General features: G+C 60.2%; 19 protein-coding genes. 3 read left to right on the forward strand and 16 right to left on the reverse strand.

Translation table 11 applies throughout. From position 1 onward, the window contains the following. Positions 1 to 62: 62 nt before the first annotated feature. Complete coding sequence (locus N2A41_RS25090) at positions 63 to 503, forward strand: DUF2267 domain-containing protein (RefSeq protein WP_064250491.1); 441 nt, start codon at positions 63 to 65, stop codon at positions 501 to 503. A gap of 101 nt (positions 504 to 604) precedes the next feature. Further along, on the forward strand, positions 605 to 1,030 hold the full coding sequence (locus N2A41_RS25095) for a CBS domain-containing protein (protein WP_162115857.1): 426 nt from the start codon (positions 605 to 607) through the stop codon (positions 1,028 to 1,030). A 39-nt stretch (positions 1,031 to 1,069) separates the two neighbouring features. Here the strand turns inward: N2A41_RS25095 and N2A41_RS25100 are convergent, their stop codons facing one another. The 7 genes from N2A41_RS25100 to N2A41_RS25130 form a co-directional block, all read right to left on the reverse strand. Continuing rightward, a complete protein-coding gene (locus tag N2A41_RS25100; RefSeq protein WP_162115906.1) occupies positions 1,070 to 2,074 on the reverse strand; it encodes an ABC transporter ATP-binding protein in 1,005 nt (334 codons plus the stop codon). Beyond that, the gene (locus N2A41_RS25105; protein ID WP_260111366.1) at positions 2,074 to 3,051 is read right to left on the reverse strand and encodes an ABC transporter ATP-binding protein; all 978 of its coding nucleotides are present in this window, start codon (positions 3,049 to 3,051) and stop codon (positions 2,074 to 2,076) included. The genes N2A41_RS25100 and N2A41_RS25105 overlap by 1 nt, the downstream gene beginning before the upstream one ends. Next, the gene (locus N2A41_RS25110; RefSeq protein ID WP_138390398.1) at positions 3,048 to 3,962 is read right to left on the reverse strand and encodes an ABC transporter permease; all 915 of its coding nucleotides are present in this window, start codon (positions 3,960 to 3,962) and stop codon (positions 3,048 to 3,050) included. The genes N2A41_RS25105 and N2A41_RS25110 overlap by 4 nt, the downstream gene beginning before the upstream one ends. A 4-nt stretch (positions 3,963 to 3,966) precedes the next feature. Then, positions 3,967 to 4,941: an ABC transporter permease gene (locus tag N2A41_RS25115; protein ID WP_260111367.1), complete on the reverse strand. Its 975-nt coding sequence runs from the start codon at positions 4,939 to 4,941 to the stop codon at positions 3,967 to 3,969. Between the two features lie 64 nt (positions 4,942 to 5,005). Beyond that, the gene (gene ggt / locus N2A41_RS25120) at positions 5,006 to 6,616 is read right to left on the reverse strand and encodes a gamma-glutamyltransferase (protein WP_260111368.1); all 1,611 of its coding nucleotides are present in this window, start codon (positions 6,614 to 6,616) and stop codon (positions 5,006 to 5,008) included. Continuing rightward, the gene (locus tag N2A41_RS25125) at positions 6,613 to 7,467 is read right to left on the reverse strand and encodes an alpha/beta hydrolase (RefSeq protein ID WP_260111369.1); all 855 of its coding nucleotides are present in this window, start codon (positions 7,465 to 7,467) and stop codon (positions 6,613 to 6,615) included. Before N2A41_RS25125 ends, ggt begins: the two co-directional genes overlap by 4 nt. 157 nt (positions 7,468 to 7,624) lie before the next feature. Further along, positions 7,625 to 9,199, reverse strand: coding sequence for an ABC transporter substrate-binding protein (locus N2A41_RS25130; RefSeq protein WP_260111370.1), 1,575 nt, complete (start codon positions 9,197 to 9,199; stop codon positions 7,625 to 7,627). A 193-nt stretch (positions 9,200 to 9,392) separates the two neighbouring features. Between N2A41_RS25130 and N2A41_RS25135 the strand changes: the two genes are divergently transcribed. Further along, positions 9,393 to 10,157 (forward strand): IclR family transcriptional regulator, encoded by a 765-nt coding sequence (locus N2A41_RS25135; protein ID WP_020047487.1) that lies wholly within the window; start codon positions 9,393 to 9,395, stop codon positions 10,155 to 10,157. Positions 10,158 to 10,204: 47 nt separating this feature from the next. On the opposite strand, the gene N2A41_RS25140 is transcribed toward N2A41_RS25135, so the two are convergent. From N2A41_RS25140 to N2A41_RS25180, 9 genes are all read right to left on the reverse strand, one after another. Further along, positions 10,205 to 11,140, reverse strand: coding sequence for a dihydrodipicolinate synthase family protein (locus N2A41_RS25140; RefSeq protein WP_222295203.1), 936 nt, complete (start codon positions 11,138 to 11,140; stop codon positions 10,205 to 10,207). A 26-nt stretch (positions 11,141 to 11,166) separates the two neighbouring features. Beyond that, a complete protein-coding gene (locus N2A41_RS25145) occupies positions 11,167 to 12,120 on the reverse strand; it encodes an ABC transporter ATP-binding protein (RefSeq protein WP_222295204.1) in 954 nt (317 codons plus the stop codon). Further along, positions 12,121 to 13,137, reverse strand: a complete 1,017-nt coding sequence (locus N2A41_RS25150) for an ABC transporter ATP-binding protein (protein WP_260111371.1) — start codon at positions 13,135 to 13,137, stop codon at positions 12,121 to 12,123. 8 nt (positions 13,138 to 13,145) lie between these two features. Next, positions 13,146 to 14,063: a dihydrodipicolinate synthase family protein gene (locus N2A41_RS25155; RefSeq protein WP_222295205.1), complete on the reverse strand. Its 918-nt coding sequence runs from the start codon at positions 14,061 to 14,063 to the stop codon at positions 13,146 to 13,148. Positions 14,064 to 14,081: 18 nt separating this feature from the next. Further along, positions 14,082 to 14,960 carry an ABC transporter permease gene (locus N2A41_RS25160; protein ID WP_222295206.1) on the reverse strand — a complete coding sequence of 293 codons (879 nt, stop codon included), beginning with the start codon at positions 14,958 to 14,960 and terminating at the stop codon, positions 14,082 to 14,084. Between the two features lie 2 nt (positions 14,961 to 14,962). Continuing rightward, positions 14,963 to 15,922, reverse strand: coding sequence for an ABC transporter permease (locus tag N2A41_RS25165; RefSeq protein WP_162115844.1), 960 nt, complete (start codon positions 15,920 to 15,922; stop codon positions 14,963 to 14,965). A gap of 69 nt (positions 15,923 to 15,991) precedes the next feature. Further along, on the reverse strand, positions 15,992 to 17,590 hold the full coding sequence (locus N2A41_RS25170) for an ABC transporter substrate-binding protein (protein WP_260111372.1): 1,599 nt from the start codon (positions 17,588 to 17,590) through the stop codon (positions 15,992 to 15,994). After that, on the reverse strand, positions 17,574 to 18,317 hold the full coding sequence (locus N2A41_RS25175) for a FadR/GntR family transcriptional regulator (protein ID WP_260111373.1): 744 nt from the start codon (positions 18,315 to 18,317) through the stop codon (positions 17,574 to 17,576). The genes N2A41_RS25170 and N2A41_RS25175 overlap by 17 nt, the downstream gene beginning before the upstream one ends. Before the next feature lie 161 nt (positions 18,318 to 18,478). Then, positions 18,479 to 19,765: a GGDEF domain-containing protein gene (locus N2A41_RS25180; RefSeq protein ID WP_260111374.1), complete on the reverse strand. Its 1,287-nt coding sequence runs from the start codon at positions 19,763 to 19,765 to the stop codon at positions 18,479 to 18,481. Positions 19,766 to 20,082: the final 317 nt, after the last annotated feature.

Consider the following 20,082-nt stretch of genomic DNA (forward strand, 5'->3'; position numbering starts at 1 on the left):
CCGGAACTTTCATCTCCCTGAGTGGTTCAACAGATTCGAACCATCATCATGGAGGTGAAGCCATGAGCGCTTCGGGTGTCGCCGTCTTCGATAAGACGCTGCAAACCACAAATATATGGCTCGACGATCTGATGGCCGACCAGGGACCTGATCGGCAGCTTGCTTGGCATGTGCTTGGCGCGGTTCTTCATACGTTGAGAGATCGTCTGCCGATCGATCTGGCTGCGCATCTGTCGGCACAGCTGCCGCTCCTCGTGCGCGGCGCCTATTACGACCGCTACGATCCTTCCAAACAACCCGTCCGTTCACGTTCCCTGGATGAGTTCCTGGAGCAGGTGAACGACGAGCTTTCATCGACGCGTCCGGTAGACGCGAAGGAGGCCGTGCGGTCGGTTTTCCGGGTGCTTTCCCACTATATCGATCCGGGCGAGGTGCGGAAAGTGCGCCACGGGCTGCCGGCAGAAGTCCAGGCGCTCTGGCCGGATCCGGATATGCGCCATTAGGGCCTCGAGAGACTGGCAGGAGCCGCAACCACATCGTTTCGGAAACGACTCTCACCGGAACATTCGACGTCCATTAACCGCAAAAGGCAGGAGGAAAGACCATGAAAGTGTCAGAGATCATGTCGCGCGATGTAGAAATCGCCAACCCTAACCAGACGATAGCCGAAATCGCGAGATGCATGGCCGACAGGCAGATCGGCTTCCTGCCGGTCGGCGACAATGACCGGCTCGTCGGAACCATCACCGACCGCGATCTCGTCGTGCGCGGGCTTGCCGACGGATTAGGGGGCGATGCAAAGGTGCGCGAAGTCATGACCCGCGATGTCAAATATTGCTTCGAAGACGATGATGTCGACGACGTGACGCGCAACATGGGGCAGGTCCAGGTTCGCCGCCTTCCCGTCGTCAATCGTGACAAGCGCCTAACCGGCGTCATTTCGCTCGGCGACGCCTCCCTGGCGAACACCGCCGCCGCGGGAGCCGGGTTGAAAAAAGTCTCCCGTCCGGGCGGGGCTCATGCACATTAGCAGGATGACCTGAAGCCATCAGCGGTCTGTTGTTCGAGATTATTCATCATTGAGGTGGCAAGCCGACAGGTGCCCCGGTGCAATTTCCCTTTTCACCGGCACTTCCATATGACAGCGGTCCATCGCAATCGGGCATCTCGGATGGAAGTGACAGCCTTTCGGCGGGTTTATTGGGCTGGGGAGTTCGCCATCGACGGGCTTGAATTGTCGCTTGCCGGGTTCGATGCGCGGCACCTCGGCCAAGAGCGCTTTCGTGTAAGGATGATTGGGCCGCCTGAAAACCTCCTCGACGGGCGCCTCTTCGACGATGCGACCGAGATACATGATCGCAACGCGGTCGGAAATATGTTCCACGACGCCGAGATCATGGCTGACGAACAAATAGGTCAGGTCGAGCTTGTCACGAAGTTCCATGAACAGGTTGATCACCTGAGCCTGGATGGAAACGTCGAGTGCTGCGACGCTTTCGTCACAGACGAGGAATTTCGGCTGCACGGCAAGCGCACGCGCAATATTGACGCGTTGCCGCTGGCCACCGGAAAACTGGTGCGGGTATCGCCTTTTCATGGCCGGGTCGAAACCGGCCAGCATCAAATATCTGTCGACATAGGCGTCGCGTTCCGTGGAGCGGGCAAGCCCATGCGTCCGAGGCGCCTCCCAGATAAGCTCTTCGACGGTCATGCGCGGATTGAGAGCCGCCAACGGATTCTGGAAGATCATCTGGCTGGCGAGACCGAACTGATGCTGCTCGCCTTTCGACATGGCGCTTCGGTCCATCCCCTTCCAGAGGATTTGGCCCTGGCTCGGTGACGTAATCCCTGCAATGGCGCGGCCAAGCGTCGACTTCCCGCAGCCGCTTTCGCCGACAAGGCCGACAACCTCTCCGGGCCGGATGCTGAGGCTGACATTATCAAGCGCGTGAACGATAGGCGCCGGCTTGGCCAGCTTGAGCTTGAGCGCGATCTTGGCGGCCAGGTCGGGCTTGGCTCCGAAGCGCTGCGACACGTTTCTCGCTTCGATCAGGGGCGCGGCGGTCGCCGTCATCATGCTACCTCTTTCGTTACGGGATGAATGCAGCGGAAGGAGCGATCGCCGTCCGGCATAAGCGCCGGCATGACCAGACAGCCGTCGGTTGCCCAATCACAGCGCGTACGAAAACTGCATCCCTGTGGGAGACGGCTAATGGCCGGTGTCATACCGCGGATCTGGTGAAGGGGCTCTCTGCGTCTGTTTTGCGAAGGCACCGACGCGATCAGACCGGCGGTATAGGGATGGTGAGGATCGGTCAGAACCTTGCCCACCGGTCCGGTCTCGACGAGGCGGCCGGCATACATGACGGCGATCTCGTCGGCCAATCTTGAAACGATCGCCAGATCGTGGGTGATCCAGATCACCGCCGTATTTCCCTCTTCGGTGAGTTTCTGGAATTCGGAAATGATCTGGCTCTGGATCGTCACATCCAGCGCCGTCGTCGGTTCATCGGCGATGATGAGGTCCGGCTTGTGAAGAAGCGCGATGGCGATCGCCACACGCTGGCGCATTCCGCCGGAAAACTGATGCGGGTAGGCGGCAAGCCTTTCATCAGGGCTTGGTATTCCGACCAGCGCCAAAGCATCCCGCGCCCGCTGCCGGGCGGCATCCTTCGAGACTCGCTCGTGTGCCTGGACGGCTTCAACCATCTGCGTCCCGACGGTCAGGACCGGGTTGAGCGTCATCATCGGATCCTGGAATACCATGGCGATCCGTTTGCCGCGTAGTTGCCGCATCTCTTCGTCGGAATATTTCGCGATGTCGGCGCCGTCGAAGATGACGCTGCCGCCGACAATCCGGCCGGGCTTATCGAGGAGCCGCATGATCGAGAAGCCGGTCACCGACTTTCCGGATCCGGATTCTCCCACAAGACCAAGGACCTTGCCGCGCTCCACCGTGAATGACACATCATTGACGGCGCAAACGCGGGGCCGTCCCCTGCCGCCGCCGAATTCGGTGACGAGATTGCTCACTTGCAGCAATGGGGTCATGACATGTTCCTCGGGTTGAGGACATCGCGCAGCCGGTCGCCGACGAGATTGATCGCCGCGATCGTGACCAGAAGGGCAATGCCGGGAAAGAAGCTGATCCAGTAGAGGCCCGTCAGAAGATACTGGTAGCCCGTCGAGATCAGCATGCCGAGCGAGGGTTCGGTCACCGATGCGCCGAGGCCGAGGAAGGACAAGGTTGCTTCGAGGCCAATTGCCCGGGCGATCTGCATGGTGGCGATGACGATGACCGGCGCAAGACAGTTCGGCAGCAGGTGCCTGAAGAGGATGCGCCATCCAGGCAGGCGCAGCATCCGGGCCGCCTCGATATATTCCTTCTCGCGCTCGACCAGAGCGGTGCCGCGGACCGTTCGGGCATAGGTCGCCCACTCGGCGATGATCAGTGCGATCACGACATTGGGCACGCCCTTGCCGAGCACGGCGAGCATCATGAGTGCCATCAAGATGGTGGGAAACGACAGCTGCAGGTCGACGAGCCGCATCATCGCGGTTTCCGTGCGCCCTCCCATGTAAGCGGCGAACAGTCCGGCTGAGGTTCCGATGATGGCAGCAGCGAAGGCCGACAGAACGCCCACCAGCAATGAGGTACGCAGGCCATAAAGGATGCCGGACAGGATATCACGGCCCTGGCTGTCGGTACCGAGGTGATAGACAAGCCCGGTCATGGATTCGGACCCCGGCGGCAGTCGTCCATCCATGATGTCGAGCTGCATCAAATCATAGGGATTTTGCGGAGAGATCCATGGCGCGAACAGCGCCAGGCAACAGATGATCACCAGCGTGAGGAAGGCGATCGCGGCTGCCGGAGAGCTGAAGAAATCCGCGATCCCTTTCGACAGACGACTGGGTTCGGGCGTTGGAGCACTAGTGTCTTGCGTTTGTGGTTCGGCCATGGGGTCAAGCCTTTCCTTCCAGCCGGACCCGCGGATCCAGAAGGGTATAACAGATATCGATGATGAAGTTGAGGACGACGAAGAGCAGCACCATCATCATCAGGTAGGCGACGATGACGGGGCGATCGAGAAGGTTGATCGAGTCGATGATGAGCTTGCCCATGCCCGGCCACGCAAAGATGCTTTCGGTGACGACCGAAAAGGCGATCAGTGACCCGAACTCAAGGCCGATGATCGTTAACACCGGGATCATCAGGTTCTTGAGAACGTGCACGGAAATGATCCGCCGCTCTCGCAATCCCTTGGCGCGGGCGAACTTCACATAGTCCTGAGGAAGGACCTCCTGCACGCCGGCGCGGGTCAGCCGAAGAATGAGCGACGTCTTGAACAGAGCCAGGTTGAACGCGGGCAATAGAAGATGCCTGATGCCGTCCCCGGTCAGAAACGACCATTGTGCGCCAAGCAGTTCCCGCGTCGGGCCGCGGCCATTCGTCGGCAACCAGCCGAGCTCGACGGAAAATACCATGATCAGCATGAGGCCGACCCAGAAGGTCGGAAGCGAGAAGCCCAGAATTGAGCCGCTCATGATCAGCTTGGAGGAAATCCGATTGGGGTAGAGCCCTGCATACAGCCCAAGCGGCAAGCCGAACAGCAGCGCGATGCCGAGAGCCGTGATCGCCAGTTCGAGCGTCGCCGGGAGACGTTCGAGAATCAGACCCAGCGCCGGGCGCCCATAAACGAAGCTGTTGCCGAAGTCCCCGTGCAGAAGTCCTTGGAGAAACAGCAGGTACTGTTTCCACAGCGGCTGATCCAGGCCGTAATGGGCGATGACGAGTGCCCGCTCCGCCTGATTGGCGTCCGGGTTGATGAGGATGTCGACCGGGTTGCCGATCACATTGACGCCGATGAAGACAATGATCGTCATCGCGACAACGACGAACAGCGCCTGTATCAACCGCCTGATGATGGATGTGACCATTGAACCTCTCCCTACAGCGCCGCGCGTCTTTTCGAGAGCCGCAAAGGACGCTGTAATTTTGAATCTAGCCGACGGAGATCGCCATCCCGTCGCGCTGCGGATCGGCCGCGCCTTTCGAGATGCCGCCGTCAATCTTGATCGCGTGGACTGCGGCGAACGCATATGTCTGCGGCGACCGTGCCACCTGGTAGCCCTGCGCCCGCAGCTCGTCTTCGACAGAGTGTCGAATGCGATTGCAGATGTCGATCGTGTTTGACACCCCCACGATCCTTGGCGCCGAGACGGCCTCGATCACGGACATGTCGAAATCGATCATGTTCATCAGGCATTGCGCAACGGCCGGCGCGATATAGCTGCCGCCTGGCGCTCCGATGACGATGCTGGGCTCGTCGCCCTTGAAGACGATCGTCGGTGCCGCCGAGCTGGGACGCCGCTTGCCGGGCGCGATGGAGCCGGGCTTACCCGGAAGCGGATTAAAGCGGCTCATCGTGCCATTGTACATGAAGCCGAGGCTATCGGTGATCGCGCCCGAGGGACTGCCTAGGGTGTGGGTCATCGCGACGGCATTGCCGTCCTTGTCGATCACCGAGATGTGGGTGGTGTCGCGCTGCGATCGATCAAGCCGCGATACGCTGGCGATCTCGCCCGCCTTGATCGCGCCGGCATGCGCCTTTGCATGCTGTTTCGACAGCAGCTTTTCATAGGGCACGTCGACATAGGCGGGATCGCCCATATGCGCGTCCTTGTCGATCGTCATCCGCTTCATGGATTCGAACAGGATGCGGACATGTTCGGCGCTGCCATGCTGCAGCGAGCCGACATCGAACTGCTCCATGATATGCAGGAGTTCCAGCATCGGAAAGCCCGAGCCTGGTGGAGGCGAGGTGGCGATGCGGTTGTCGCGGTAGTCGCCCCAAACCGGCTCCACCTTCGACAATTTGTAACGCGCCAGATCCTCCCGATCGATCAAGCCGCCATGTGCCTTGAAATCGTCGGCGATCTGTTCGGCCAGTTCGCCGTGATAGAAGATGTCCGAGCCGCCGCTTCGCGCGATGCGTTCGAGGGTCTCGGCCATATCCTTGTTGACGAGCAGGTCGCCGACATTCTTGAGCGTGCCGTCGTCGTGGAAATAGACTTTCCGGCCCGTTTCAGAAAAGCGCAGCTTGTCGAGCGTGTTGGCAAAACCGTCATTCGACTGGTCCTTGGCCCAATACCAGTGCATGTGGTTTCGGATCATGAAACCGCTACGGGCAAGGCGGATGGCCGGCTTGATGAGATCGGCCCAATCGAAGGTGCCGTAATCGCGTAGCGCGGTCTCATAGCCTTTTAGCGAGCCGGGGGTACAGACGGCAAGGTAGCCGATATCGGAAATATTGCCCTCAAGCACGTAGCCGAAGCCGTCGCGGCTCTGTTGCTTGATCTTGTCGAGCCACATGTCCGGCGCAGCCTTCAACGGCGCGCGCGCATAAAATTCGAGGATCTCGTGCACGCCCTTTTTCGGCATATAGACATGCATGGAGCCGAAGCCGCCGATGCCGGCCATCTGCGGGTCGACCACGCCCTGGACGAAAGCACAGGCAAGTGCTGCGTCGATGGCATTGCCGCCGCGTTCGAGAACTTCCGCGCCGGCTTCGACTGCCTCCGGCTGAGGCGCCACGATCGTTGCATTTCTCATTTCGCGCGACGGCCCTCCAGCACCTTTGCCAGGAAGGCTTTGACGTTGCCCAGAACCTTCATCCGGTCGTGAGAGACGCCCGGAACACGATCGAACGTCACGTCGACACCCGCTTCGCGGAATGAGCTCGCCAGGGCGGCAAGGCGTTCGGGCCGCGTTTTGCCGGCGTCGTTTGCGCCATCCATATAATATTTGCCACCCGGCTTGTGGGTGATTTCCCAGGTCTCCAGATCGGCATCGCCGACGATCATATGCACCGGCACCTTGGCGAGATCTTCGGGCCGGAAGGCCTTGCCGAAGCGCGCCTCCAGATCCCGAATGCCGACCCACCAGTCACGCGTCGGATCCACAAGGGTGACGGAACCAGGTGCGCCGATCGATGCCGCCCAGAGCTTTTCCGGATGCAGGATGGTGAAACGGTGCACGAAATGCCCGCCGCCGGAGAAGCCGAACATGGCGAATTTGGACCAGTCCTGGCGGTATTTGTCGGCCATTTCCGCGACCATGGCAAGGACGACCTGATCGTAGCGGATGTCGCCTTCCTCAAGAAACTTGTAGCCGGAACGCGCACCATCGCCGAGAACGCCAACCGGGAAGATCGGGCAAAGGATGGCACAGTCGTTGTAGAGTCCGAATTCGGCAAAACCGTCGCGGAAGTCGATGGCCGACGTGCGCCCGGTGCCGTGGACCGCGACCAGGAGGTCGAGCTTGCGGCCGTCTGCCGCCGTCGGCGGCACATAAAGCACCATATGGAGGCGGGGATCGGCCTGAGAGGCGAAGATGGCCGTCTGGCCATAGTCATAGATGGCCTTCGCCCGGGCGACGGCTTCGCCCGTTCCAAGTTCCTGCATGAATGTCTCCTGGGAGATGAAGAAAGGGGCGTCCTCGGGGCGGCCCCATGCTGCTGTTCTTAAACCGCGTCGCATCGAATGGATCCATGCGACGCACTTCAAGTCTTTATTGGATGCGTGTCGCCCAAAACCGCTGCACGCTTTTGGACGACAAGCATCAGTCCGCCGGTTTCACGTCGTAAGCGAGCGTATATTTGTCGCCGCGCGGGGTGTAGGACACGGTCTTCTTTGCACCCAGCACGACGTTTTCGTAATGCATTGGGAGGAGCCAGAGGTTGTTGAAGGTCTCGGTCGACAGCTCCTCGAGAAGGGGCGCGCGTGCGGCTTCATCGAGCGTCGAACTCGCCTTGGCCAGCACCCCGTCGATCTTCGGATCGGACACGCCGCCGCCGTTATATCTGCCGGTCCCCTTTTTCTCGTCGCGCGTGGCTACTAGCGCGACAGTCGGATTGGTGGTTTCGCCGGTGTTCACACCCCAGGAGCCGAAATAGGTGCTGTAGGTGCCCTTTGAATAGGCTTCCGAATACATCGACCAAGGCAGGACCTCGACTTTCGATTTGATGCCGATGCGTGTGAACATCTGGCCGACCGCCTGCAGAACTTCGGCATCCTTGACGTAACGGCCAGAGGGACCGTGCAGGGTCAGGCTGAAGCCATCGGGATAACCGGCCTCGGCCAGAAGCGCCTTGGCGGCGGCGGGATCATAACCCACCTTCTCGACTTTTTCGGAATAGCCCGCATAGCCTTGGGTGACGAATTGGTCGGCCACCGTGCCGTTCTTCTGCATGACGCGGTCGACGATTGCCGGCCGGTTGATCGACATCAGCATTGCCCGACGCACCCGTTCATCCTTGAGCGGGTTCTTGTCGAGATCGGAACCATCCGCAGCCTTCACGAAAGGCGAAACATCGCGGCTGACATCGAGGCCAAGATAAACGAAGCGGGAAGACAGGCCGTTGATGACTTGCAGATTATCGCTCGCTTCCACGCGTGCCATTCCATCGGCAGGAAGGGTTTCGACAATGTCGATCTCGTTGGAGAGAAGCGATGCCAGACGGGCGCCGTCATCGGGCAGGAAGCGCAGCGTGACGTTCGACCAGTGCGAGGGGCCTGCGAAATAGCTGTCATTGCGCTTTAAGGTCAGGTTACTGCCTGGCGAATAGGAGACGAAGGAATAGGCCCCGGTTCCGATTGCACACTTGCCGTTGTCGAAATCCTGGACCGGCGCCTCCTTGCAATCGGCGCTGATAATGCGAATTCGGCTGACGGAATTCAGCAGAATCGGATCAGGAACCTTTGTCTCGACGACGATGGTATAGGGATCCGTGGCCGTGACATTGACAATATTGCGGGTGTAGGAAGCAAAGCTCTGGCTTGGCTTGTCGCGAGCACGCAGAAGCGAAGCAATGACGTCATCGGCATTGAACTCGCTGCCGTCATGGAATTTCACGCCCTTCCGCAGCTTGAATTCCCAATGGGTCGGGTCGATGACCTTCCATTCGGTGGCGAGTTCCGGCGCATTTGCCGACGTTCCCGTGAGGTTTATGAGGCTGTCCCAGATATGGCGTGAGGTCGCATTGTTTGGCGCCGAACTATCTTCATGAGGATCTAGCGTCGTCGGCGTCGTCGACATCCCGATCGTCAGCGGGGTTTCCTGTGCGGCGACCATTGCAGGAATAGCAATCGTACCAAGCAGCCCGATCGCTGCCCGCGTCAATGTTTTTGCGGCCATTTCTTCAATCCCGGTTTAGCGTTTTTGGGCCGACCTTGCTTGGTCGGTGCGAGCAGGTTCCCATCCACTCTTGACACAAATTGGTAAGGGGGCCGCAAGGGGGCTGTCAAACGGAAAACAAGCGCGTTACGATAGGCGTAACTTGAAATTATGCCACTCCTTCAGCCTTGGTCGCGGAGAAAATTCTGGCCCCATGGACAAAAGAAATCCGTCAAAAAGCGATATCGTGCAGTCTGTTGATGTCTGCATCGAGGTATTGCTAAATGTCGCCAAAAACCCGGATATCAGGCTGACTGAGGTGGCGCAGAACCTCGGGGAAACCAAGCCGAGAATTTTGCGCATGTTACGCACACTGGAACGGCGCGGCCTGGTGCGGAAGAGTGATACGGGCACTTACCGGCTTGGGACGACTGCGATCATTCTCGGGACCGCTGCCTCGACACAGGTTGATCTGGTGCGCATAGCCAATCCTATTCTTGAAGAAGTCGGCCAGAAGGCGAACGAAACGACCCAGCTCAGGATCATCGACAATGGGGAATCCCTGTGTATTGCGAAGTTCGAACCGATGCGCGACTTGCGGGTGCAGGCGATGATCGGTCGAAGACGGCCGCTCACGGCCGGCTCGTACAAGGTGCTTCTCGCCTATCTCCACCCCCAGGTGCAGTTGCAAATGATCCCCGAGACTTTACCGCGGCTGACCAAGCGCACGATCACGGATCGTGGCAAGCTGGTTGCTGAATTGGATAAAATCCGCCGCCAGGGATTTTGTGTGAGTTACGGTGAAGTCAGCGATCAACTCGTCTCCGTCTCGGTGCCGGTTCTGGCATTCGACGGATCCGTGATCGCCGCGGTGAATGTCGGCGCCCCGGCCTTCCGCACGCAAAAAAGCGATGTCGACCGCTTCATCGTTCTGCTGAAGGAGGCCTCCAGCAAGATATCGGCCCGGCTGGGATGGTAGAAGTTTTCGTTGCGCGCCATATCGGAAAGCCCCTTCTTTAGGCAAACTCAGGGGAAAAGATCGGGGAGTTCGGAACGTGCGATGCGTCGCAACCTGACCGCTTCTGCGATGTCTATCGAGCGATAGGGAAACCGCAAGCGGGTTCCCACGGGTCCCCAATTGCCGATCGCACTCAGGAGCTTGTCGAGAGCGGCGTTCGAATAACCGAAATCCTGCCGAAACGGGACGATATGCGCGTCCATAAACGTGCGGATGCGTCGCTCCAAATCGAGTGCGGCGTCGATATCGTTTCGCATCGAGACCGTCCAGATCTGAGCGCCGCGGGGACTAAGGCAGGCCACGTTGGAAAAAGAGCCTGCTGCCACACCTTCCCTCGTGCCGGTTGCGAGATGATGGCCGGGGACGAAGAGCGAAAGCCCCGAGAGATACAGGCGTGCCTCGGCATACCAGGAGCCGTCGCCGTCGGCGAGCTTGATGCCGATCACCTCAGGCACCGCCGCACAGACCGCGCCCAACTCCTTTGGCGCCAGTACCCGTTTTGCGTGCGGTGGATTGTAGAGGATGAGCCGAATACCGTCGGCAGCCTCAGCCGCTCGTTTCAGGAAATCGATCGCTTCGGCATCGGTAAGCGGCCACCAGTCCGGCAATATGACCTGAATGGCGTGGGGATCGAGTGCGGCGGCGCGGCGGACGCGATTGAGCATGATCAGCGGGTCGGGCTGGCAGGCGCCGATGACGAATGGGGTTGAAGATGCCTTGCAGCGCTCGGCCAGCATTGCCTGCATCCTGTCGAACTCCGCTTCCGTCTGATTGTGGAATTCGCCGGCAGTGCCATTTGAGTAAATACCATCGACGCCGGCATCGATGAGGATATCGATCTCTTCACCGAGCTTGTCGAATTCGATGCTGTCATCGGCTGCGATCGGCAAAAGCAGGCTCGCCCAATTTCCGCCGATGGCGGGACGCGGCGTCTTTGCATTCATCTCTTGTTTCTCCGATGGATGACGGATCAGTTGAGGTCGTCGCGGATGCAGGTCTTGAAATGGCCAGGTGCGATTTCCCGCAATTGCGGAACGGTGCCGGCGCAGGCCTCGAGCGCGCTCGGACAGCGCGTGCGAAAAACACATCCGCTCGGCGGATTGGCCGGACTTGGAATATCGCCTTTCAGGATCTGCCTGTTACGGCGGGCATCCGGATCGGGCGACGGAATCGCCGAGAGCAGCGCGCGCGTATAGGGATGCTGCGGTCTCGCATAAAGATCGGCACTTGGTGCGACTTCCATAATGCGGCCGAGATAAAGCACGATCACCCGGTCGCAGATATATTCGACGACGGCAAGGTCATGTGAGATGAACAGCATGGTCAGGCCAAGTTGCTGCTGGAGGTCGCGCAGCAGGTTGATCACCTGCGCCTGGATCGATACGTCGAGCGCCGAGACCGGCTCGTCGGCGACGATGAATTCCGGCGACAAGGTCAACGCCCGGGCAATGCCGATGCGCTGGCGCTGGCCACCGGAAAATTCATGCGCGTACCGATTGATCGCATCGGCGGGCAGGTCGACCTTTGCCAAGGCCGACTGCGCCCGTTCGAGCCGGTCACGGGCGGTGCCGATCCCCTGGATCTTCAAGCCTTCCGTCAGGATCTCGCCGATCGTCATACGCGGCGACAGGCTGGCGAAGGGGTCCTGGAAAATATACTGCATGCGCGGCCGTTGCCGTCTGAGCGCGGAGGCGGAAAGTGCCGTGAGTTCTGTGCCGTCGAAACGGACGCTGCCGGACGACGGCTCGACGAGGCGAAGGACGGAACGCCCGATCGTGGTCTTTCCGCTGCCGGATTCGCCGACAAGCCCGACGACTTCACCCTTGCCGATATCGAAGGAGATACCCTCAAGAATGTTCAGTCGCGTGCCACGGGAAGTATAGTGTTTCGAAAGGTCGCGGACGGAAAGCAGCGGTGCGCTCACCTAGATCTCCTGCCATCTGATGCAGCGGCTGCGATGCTGCGGACTGACCTGTTCGAGCGCGGGAACGGCAGCGCGACAGGCTTCGATCGCGAATTTGCAGCGCGGAGAAAAGGCGCAGCCGCTCGGCATGTTCATCAGGCTCGGGACCATTCCGGGAATGGCGGCGAGCTTTTCGCCGGCCTGTTTCATCCGCGCGGCATCGCCAAGGCGCGGCATGGAGGCGAGAAGGCCCATCGTGTAGGGATGCTTGGGATTGCGGAAAACCTCGCCGACCGGCCCTTCTTCGACGATCCGGCCGGCATACATCACCGCCACGCGATGGGCGATTTCGGCGACGACGCCGAGATTGTGGGTGACGAAGAGCATGGCCATGCCGCGCTCGCGCTGCAGTTTGAGGAGCAGGTCGAGAATCTGCGCCTGGATCGTCACGTCGAGCGCCGTGGTCGGCTCGTCGGCAATCAGCAGCGCCGGATCGCAGGCGAGCGCCATGGCGATTGTGGCGCGCTGCCGCATGCCGCCCGAGAGTTCGTGCGGATATTGGCCGGCGCGGCGTTGAGCGTCCGGTATGCCGACGCTTTCAAGCAGCGCGACGGCTGCGTTCATCGCCGCCTTGCGATCGCTACCGCGATGTATACGGATCGGCTCGGCGATCTGGTCGCCGATGGTAAAGACGGGATTGAGGCTCGACATCGGCTCCTGAAAGATCATGCCGATGTCGTCGCCCCTGATCCTGCGCATGCTCTCGTCGTCGAGGGAGACGAGATCGCGGACCACACCGTCGCTCGTCGCAAGGCGGATGCTGCCCGCGGCGATCATACCGATGTTGCGGGTGAGCAGCCGCATGATGGATAGGCTGGTGACCGACTTGCCGGAGCCGGATTCGCCGACGAGCGCAAGTGTCTCGCCGGCTGCAACGGTCAGGTCGATATTGTTGACCGCCGTGATCTCGCCGCCGCGGATGCGGAAGATCGTTCGCAATCCCCTGATGTCGAGCACGGGTTCGGCGGTCTGTTCCATCAGCCGGCTCAGTTCAGCAGGCCGGTTGCACGCAGGATCTCTTCGATCCGCGCCGTTTCGGTATCGTTAAGGGAGGCACGCGGCCGCGGCATGACGGCGGAATCGATGATGCCGAGACTGCGCATGGCGGTCTTGAACGCGCCGATGCCTGCTGCGCCGCCACTGACGCGGCCCTGCGCGACCCAGACGATCTCAAACAGGCGGCAGAGGCGCTCCTGTTCTTTCTTCGCGGCGATCCAGTCGCCGCGCTGGGCAGCATCCCAAAGGCGGACATAGCCGCGCGGATCGACATTGGCGATACCGGGGACAACGCCATGGGCGCCCATCAGCAGCGCGGCATCGACGACTATCTCGGAGCCGGTCATCAGGAAGACGTCCTTGTGCTCGGCAAGATCGAGGAGCGCGTAGCGGAAGTTGCCGTCGTCGCCGCTGGAATCCTTCAGGCCGATAATGGCGCCTTCCCTGGCAAGCGTGACGACCGTCTGGCGCTGCAGCTTGATATGAACGCAGACAGGAATGTCGTAGGCGACCAGCGGAACATCCACTGCGTCGCGGATATAACGGAAGTGGTCGAGGATCTCGGACTGGCTGGTGACGGTATAGAATGGCGCCGTCACCACGACCGCATCGGCGCCGGCGGCCTTTGCGACCTTCGCATGGGCGATGACGCGATCCGTGGTCGGATCGATGACCCCCACGATCAGCGGCACCCGGCCATTCACCACCTTGGCCGAATGTTCGATGATGTCCCGCCGGGTCTTGTCATCGTGGAAGATCACCTCGCTCGTCGAGCCGAGCACGAATACGCCATGGCAACCGGCATCGATCAGATGCTCGAGCACGCGCGTATAGGATGGGTAGTCGACGGTGAGATCCGGATTGAGCGGTGTTACGACGGGAGGGACGACACCCTTGAATTTGGTCATTTTCGTTTCTTTCGATTGTCAGTTCAGTTCGGCACGCGGGTCGAAGGCATCTCTGAGGCCATCGCCAATGAAGTTGATTGCCAGGACGGCAAGGATCAGCGCGGCGCCGGGGAAGAGCCATTGCCACGGATATTGTTCGAGCACGGCGGTCGAGCGGGCCGCGTTCAGCATGTTACCCCAGCTTGCCGCCGGCGGGGCGATGCCGAGACCGAGGAAGGACAGCCCCGCCTCGAGCAGGATGGCATTGGCAATCTGCAGCGTTGCATAGACCACGAGGATATCGATCGAGTTCGGCAGGCCGTGGCGAAACAGCAGATGTCCGATGCCGGCGCCCATGCCGCGGGCGGCCATGACGAAGTCGCGTTCGCGCAGTTCCAGCAACCGCGAACGGATCATGCGCGCCAGCAGCGGCCAGGAGAGCAACGAGATGACGAGCACGGTCGGCCAGATGCCGGTGCCGGCGATCGAGGCGAGCACAAGCAGGAAGATGACGGGCGGCAGGGTCATCACCAGATCGACGAAGCGCATCGAGACGGCGTCCGTCCAGCGTCCTGCAAGCGCCGAGATTGCTCCAAAAAGAAACCCGATGACCGCCGAAAGCGCGGTCGACGCGACCGCGACCAGCAGCGAAATCCTGCCGCCCTCGAGCACGCGCGCGAAGACGTCGCGGCCAACGCCGTCGGCTCCGAACCAGTGCGTTGCCGTCGGGCCGCTATTCATCGCCAGAAGATCGATGTCGTTCGGCCGGTAGGCCCACCATAGCGGATAGGAGAGGATCAGCAGCAGCATCGGAATGGCAATGAAGACGCCGGCAACGGCTGCGCGGTTGAGCAGAAACCGACTGAAGGCGCGGGCCAGTGGTCCGGGGCTCCGGCGTTCGGAAGAGCGTGCCAGCATGGTCAGCCCACCTTGATGCGCGGGTCGACGACCGCATAGGTAATGTCGGTCAGAAGATTGACGGCGATAACGCAGGCGCCGATGACGAGCGTCGCCCCCATGATGACGGGGTAGTCGCGGGTCTGCACGGCATCGACGAGCAAAAGCCCCATGCCCGGCCAGTTGAAGACGCTCTCGATGAAGATGGCGCCGCCGATGGCAAGCCCGATGGTGGAGCCGATCAGCGTCACAATCGGAAGAAGCGCATTGCGCAAGGCATGCTTGCTGATGACCCAGAACTCGCGAACGCCTTTGGCGCGGGCGGTGCGCACGTAATCCTGGTTCAGGACTTCGAGCAGCGAAGCGCGCATGTAGCGCATGATCAATGCGGCCTGCGCAACAGACAGAAGTGCCGCCGGCAGGATCAGATGGTGGAGAAGATCGCCCACCGAGAATTCCTCGCCCGGCGTCAGCATGCCGCCGGATGGCATCCAGTGCAGGCGCACGGAGAAGATATAAAGGCCGATCAGCGCGCTGAGGAAGGCAGGGCTGGAAATCCCCGCAAGCGCAACCACCGACAGCGAGACATCGGCCAGCGAATTGCGGCGGACGGCGCCGATCACCCCGAAGGTGATGCCTGCGACGATGGCAAAGGCAAGTGCGGTGCCCATCAACAGCACTGTCGGGCCGATCCGTGACAGCACTAAGCCTAGAACCGGCTGATCGAGACGCTTGATCGAATAGCCGAGATTGCCGGTCAGCGCCTGCTGCAACCAGCCGAGATACTGCACCGGCAAGGGCTGATCGAGCCCGAGGCTTTTGCGCAGATCGGCAAGATCGGACGGCGACATCGGCAGGTTCGGATCGATATAGGCATCGATCGGATCGCCGGGCGTCAGGCGCAGCAGCAGGAAGATCAGCATGCTCAGGGCGACGAGCATGCCTATTCCTATGATCAGGCGTCTGAGACTGTATTGGAGCATCGGCAATCCGTCTGTCGGGCCGTCTTGTCAGGGTGGCCGAAGCCACCCTGACGGCTTTGTGGAATACGCCTATTCGGCAATCGACCATTTCTGTGGGTTGGCCTGGTAGGGGCCGCCGCCCGGCGCCGGCGTCCAGACGAAATCCTTCACCTTGGTCGAGACGATGCCGTAGCGGTTTGCCACCCAGAGCGTCGCCCAGGGCAGGTTCGCGTTCATCACCTTGCAGACGTCCTGGTAGGCGGCATCCCGCTTGGTGCTGTCAGGCTCGGCCAAGGCACTATCGAGCGCCTTGGTGAGGTCAGGCATGCGAACCCTGGCGACATTCGGTCCGGCCGGAGGGATCTGCTTCTCGTTGAGGCCGACATTGATGCTTCCGGCATCCGGCCCATTCTGCAGTCCGGCATAAACCATCTGGAACTGGGCAATGTCCGGCGTCGCATTGAGCACGATGCTATTATAGGTTGGCGCATCGACGGCGCGCGGGACGATGTTGATGCCGACCTGGGCAAGCATCGCCTGGACTGCGGCAAGCACATTGGTCGCCAGCGGCGTGGTGTAATAGGTCAGAAGGGTGATCGGCTTGGCGCCATTGATCTGGTCCCAGCCGGCTTCGGTCAGCAGTTGCTTGGCCTTCTCAGGATCGTAGGCATAGGTGTCGATGCCCTTGGGTATCAGTTGGTCGGCGACATAGGCGCAATTGGCTGGCTTGGCCGCACCGCCATAGAGGCTCTGGATGATGGCGTCGCGATTGATCGCGTACATCACCGCCTGGCGGACGCGCACGTCTTTCCAGAGCGGGGAATCGTGGTTGAAGCCGAGATAGTTGACGACGAAAGAGTTGCCTTCGATGACCTTGAAATCCTTGTTGTCCTTGAAGGTCGGCACATCGTTGGAATCGACATAGGTGAACTGGATTTCACCGGCTCTCAGCGCCGCGATCGCTGCGGCCGGGTTGGCGAAATAGCGATTGATGACGCGTTCCAGTGCGGGTTTGCCACCGCGATAATCGGTATTTGCGGCAAGTTCGACATATTGATCCGAGACGTATTTGGTGAATTTGAACGGACCGGTGCCGATCGGAGCTGTGGACCACCACGTGTTCTTCGCCAGCTGGTCGGCCGGGATCGAGGAGAGCGCATGCTCGGGCAGCATCATCACCTTGGTCATCGTGTCGGGAAAACTGCTGCTCGGCGCGCTGAGCTTGATAACGACAGTGTGATCGTCCGGCGTCTCGACCGACGATATGCCCTTCAGCCGGGCAGCGAGCACCGAGCCGGTTTTCGCATCCATCGCAAGGCCCATGGTGAACTTTGCGTCCTTGGCGGTGAACGGTTTGCCGTCATGCCATTTGGCGTCCGCCAGCTTGAACGTGTAGGTCATCTGGTCGGAGCTGACCTCGTAGGAGCTTGCCAGCGCGCCGACGACCTTCTGCAGCTTGTCGTCATAGGTGATCAGCGGTTCGTAGTAGATGCTGAGCCAGGTGAAGCCGGCGGTCGCGGCGAGCGGATTGAAGTTGCCCTGGAAGCCTCCGGGGCCGACATCGAAGCCGCCGGACAGAGTGGCCGCCTGAGCCTCTGTTACAACGCCGGAAACGACAAGAGCCGGAACGGCAGCCGTCGACAGCAGGGCGCCAAGCGCAATAGCCGATAATCTAGACAGTCTTTTCATGTGTTCCTCCCACGTTTGAACTCGTCTTGTTGTTGGCAATCACCCGGGCAATGCCCTCGTAGTGACGATCCAGGCGTCTGCGCGCCTCCTCCAGATCTTTTGCCTCGATCGCATCGACGATGGCGGCATGGTCGCGCCACGTCGCCATCGGATCGGCATTTTCAAGGTTGACGAAATCCGACGCCTTGTAGAAGGCGAGCCAGAAGACATCGATCAACCGCACTAGCGTTTCATTGTCCTGGCAGCGAAACAGCAGTCGGTGGAACAGCTGGTCATCTTCCGCAAAGGTTTCGCCCCTCTCGGCATGGGCGCACATCCGATTGACGGTGGCGCGCAGCTCGGCGATGTCCTCCTCGCCGATCACGTCGATGGTTTTGCCGATCAATCCCACTTCCAGCGTGCGCCGGATTTCGAGGACCTCCTCGATCTGCCGCAGGGCGCCGCCGAGGCCGTAAGCGAGGTTGTCGAGAAGCGGCTCGAAGGAAAAGGCCTTCACGAAGATGCCGACGCCGCGCCGCGTCTCCAGCACGCCGAGCGATTCCAACGCCTTGATGCCTTCCCTCAGCGAATTGCGGCTGACACCGAGTTGGGTGGCAAGCTCTCCTTCCGCCGGAAGCAAGGTTCCGGGCGCTAAGCCGTTATCGTCGATATAGACGCGCAGACTTTCCTGCACGGAGACATGCAACAGCGGCGCGCGCGTCAGCGGCTTCATCGATTTCAATGTCATGCCCGCTCACTTTCCCGCATCGCCGATAAGAACGCATGTTACATATAGACTTGTAGGATATCCTGTCAAATGGGCAGCCTGGACGACTGACACCGAGCCGGCTCGAAGCCGTTTGAGCGCCAGAATGACAACAGGAGCAGCGTACTCTTGCTGGAATTACTTCATTGGAGGCTTTGATCTATCTCACGAGAGTGGACCACCACGCGGTTGCGGCCCGTCTTTTTGGCAAGGTAGAGGGCCGCATCCGCTTGGCGCTGCATGTGCTCAGCTGACACGAGTTCACCGTTTTGCATCGATATCGCTAGTCCGATGCTGACAGTGACCCAGGGACCGACGCGGGAGGTAGGATTTGGAAGAGACGCAGCTTCTACTCGGCTGCGAATTCTTTCGGCGACCAACCCGGCCTCTTGTTCATCGGAGCCTGGGAGAAAGACGAGAAACTCTTCGCCTCCGTAGCGGGCGACCTTGTCCCGCTCGTCTCTCATGCTGCTCTGAATGATGCCGGCAATTTTCACCAGGCAGCGGTCGCCTTCGGCATGTCCGAGATTATCGTTTAGATGCTTGAAGTCGTCGACATCGCACATCAGCATCGCCGCGCCGCCCGTTCGTTTCAGGTCCTCGTTCCAGAAATGATTTAACGTTTCCATCATCGAACGCCGGTTGGCGACACCCGTCAGCGGGTCGGTCCGTGCCAGCAATTCCAGCTGCGAGTTGGCGTCAGTAAGCTCCGCCAGGCGAGTCCGATCTCGTAACTCCAGCAAGAAGGTCTTCTGAGCGAAGACCGTTGCGGTGCGTCGGGCAACGACGGTTGCAGCCATACCGCTTGCGAAAAACAGCGTGCCGGCCAGAGCACTCCCAGCTTCGATGCCCGGATTTCGCAGTTGAAACACAAGATAGATACTGAGGGCAGAAGCACCGATCGCCATCGCCCAACCGAGTGGAATGGGAAAAATGATAATGGCCGTGACGGCCACAAAAAGCATGATGGTCAAATGCCGCTCGTAAAACTCGCCACCGGTGTTAACGCCCACCAAGGCGACCGACAGGAGGATGAAAAAAACAGCCGAGAGGAGGAAAACTCCCTGCGCCCACAAAGCATGCGGCCGCAGGAAGGCAATTGCGGCAACAAGAGCCGCGGGGGGAAGGATAGACGCCGGCCAAAGCATGGATATGACGGTTTCTGTCGGAAGCAAGATCGCGTTAAGGCCCAACGTCAGCACGTCGAGCACGATAACCCAGACCATCCACGAGCGGATGATCTTGGCGGTCCGCGTCCAGGAGCGTTCGCCAAAAAGCTGAGCTAGCTCCCCATTGAGGCGGATATCACGCGTACGTCCACCAAGCAGGTGCTCTACCTGCTCTACAATGGCCGGGCTCAACCTCTGGAGAGGTTTCCGCGAAGACGCCCTTACCGATTTGATATGAGCTGTGGTTCGCTCGGTATCCATGTGTCGGATCTAGGGAGCAGACGACCGGAGGCAAGACGAGCCGCGAATTCCGCCCCAAAAGACGATATGTGCCCTAATGATTTTGTACCAGGAGACGACAGTGTGCAGTTAGCGTGCCATATTGGGCCAAAGTCTCACACACGTGACAGGCCGAATTCACGGCTCGATTCCTTTCAAGACCGGCAGATTGACGATCGTCTCGGTCCCTTCCTCCCCGGACAGAACGGCCTGTTGAGCAATTCACCTGGCGCAGAAGGCGTCGATGCTAGGTGCAACCTTTTCAAGAATGTCGAACGCATTCATTTTATCGATTAAAA

It is taken from the genome of Rhizobium sp. SRDI969 (assembly GCF_025152725.1).
In the GTDB taxonomy this organism is placed as follows: domain Bacteria; phylum Pseudomonadota; class Alphaproteobacteria; order Rhizobiales; family Rhizobiaceae; genus Rhizobium; species Rhizobium leguminosarum_I.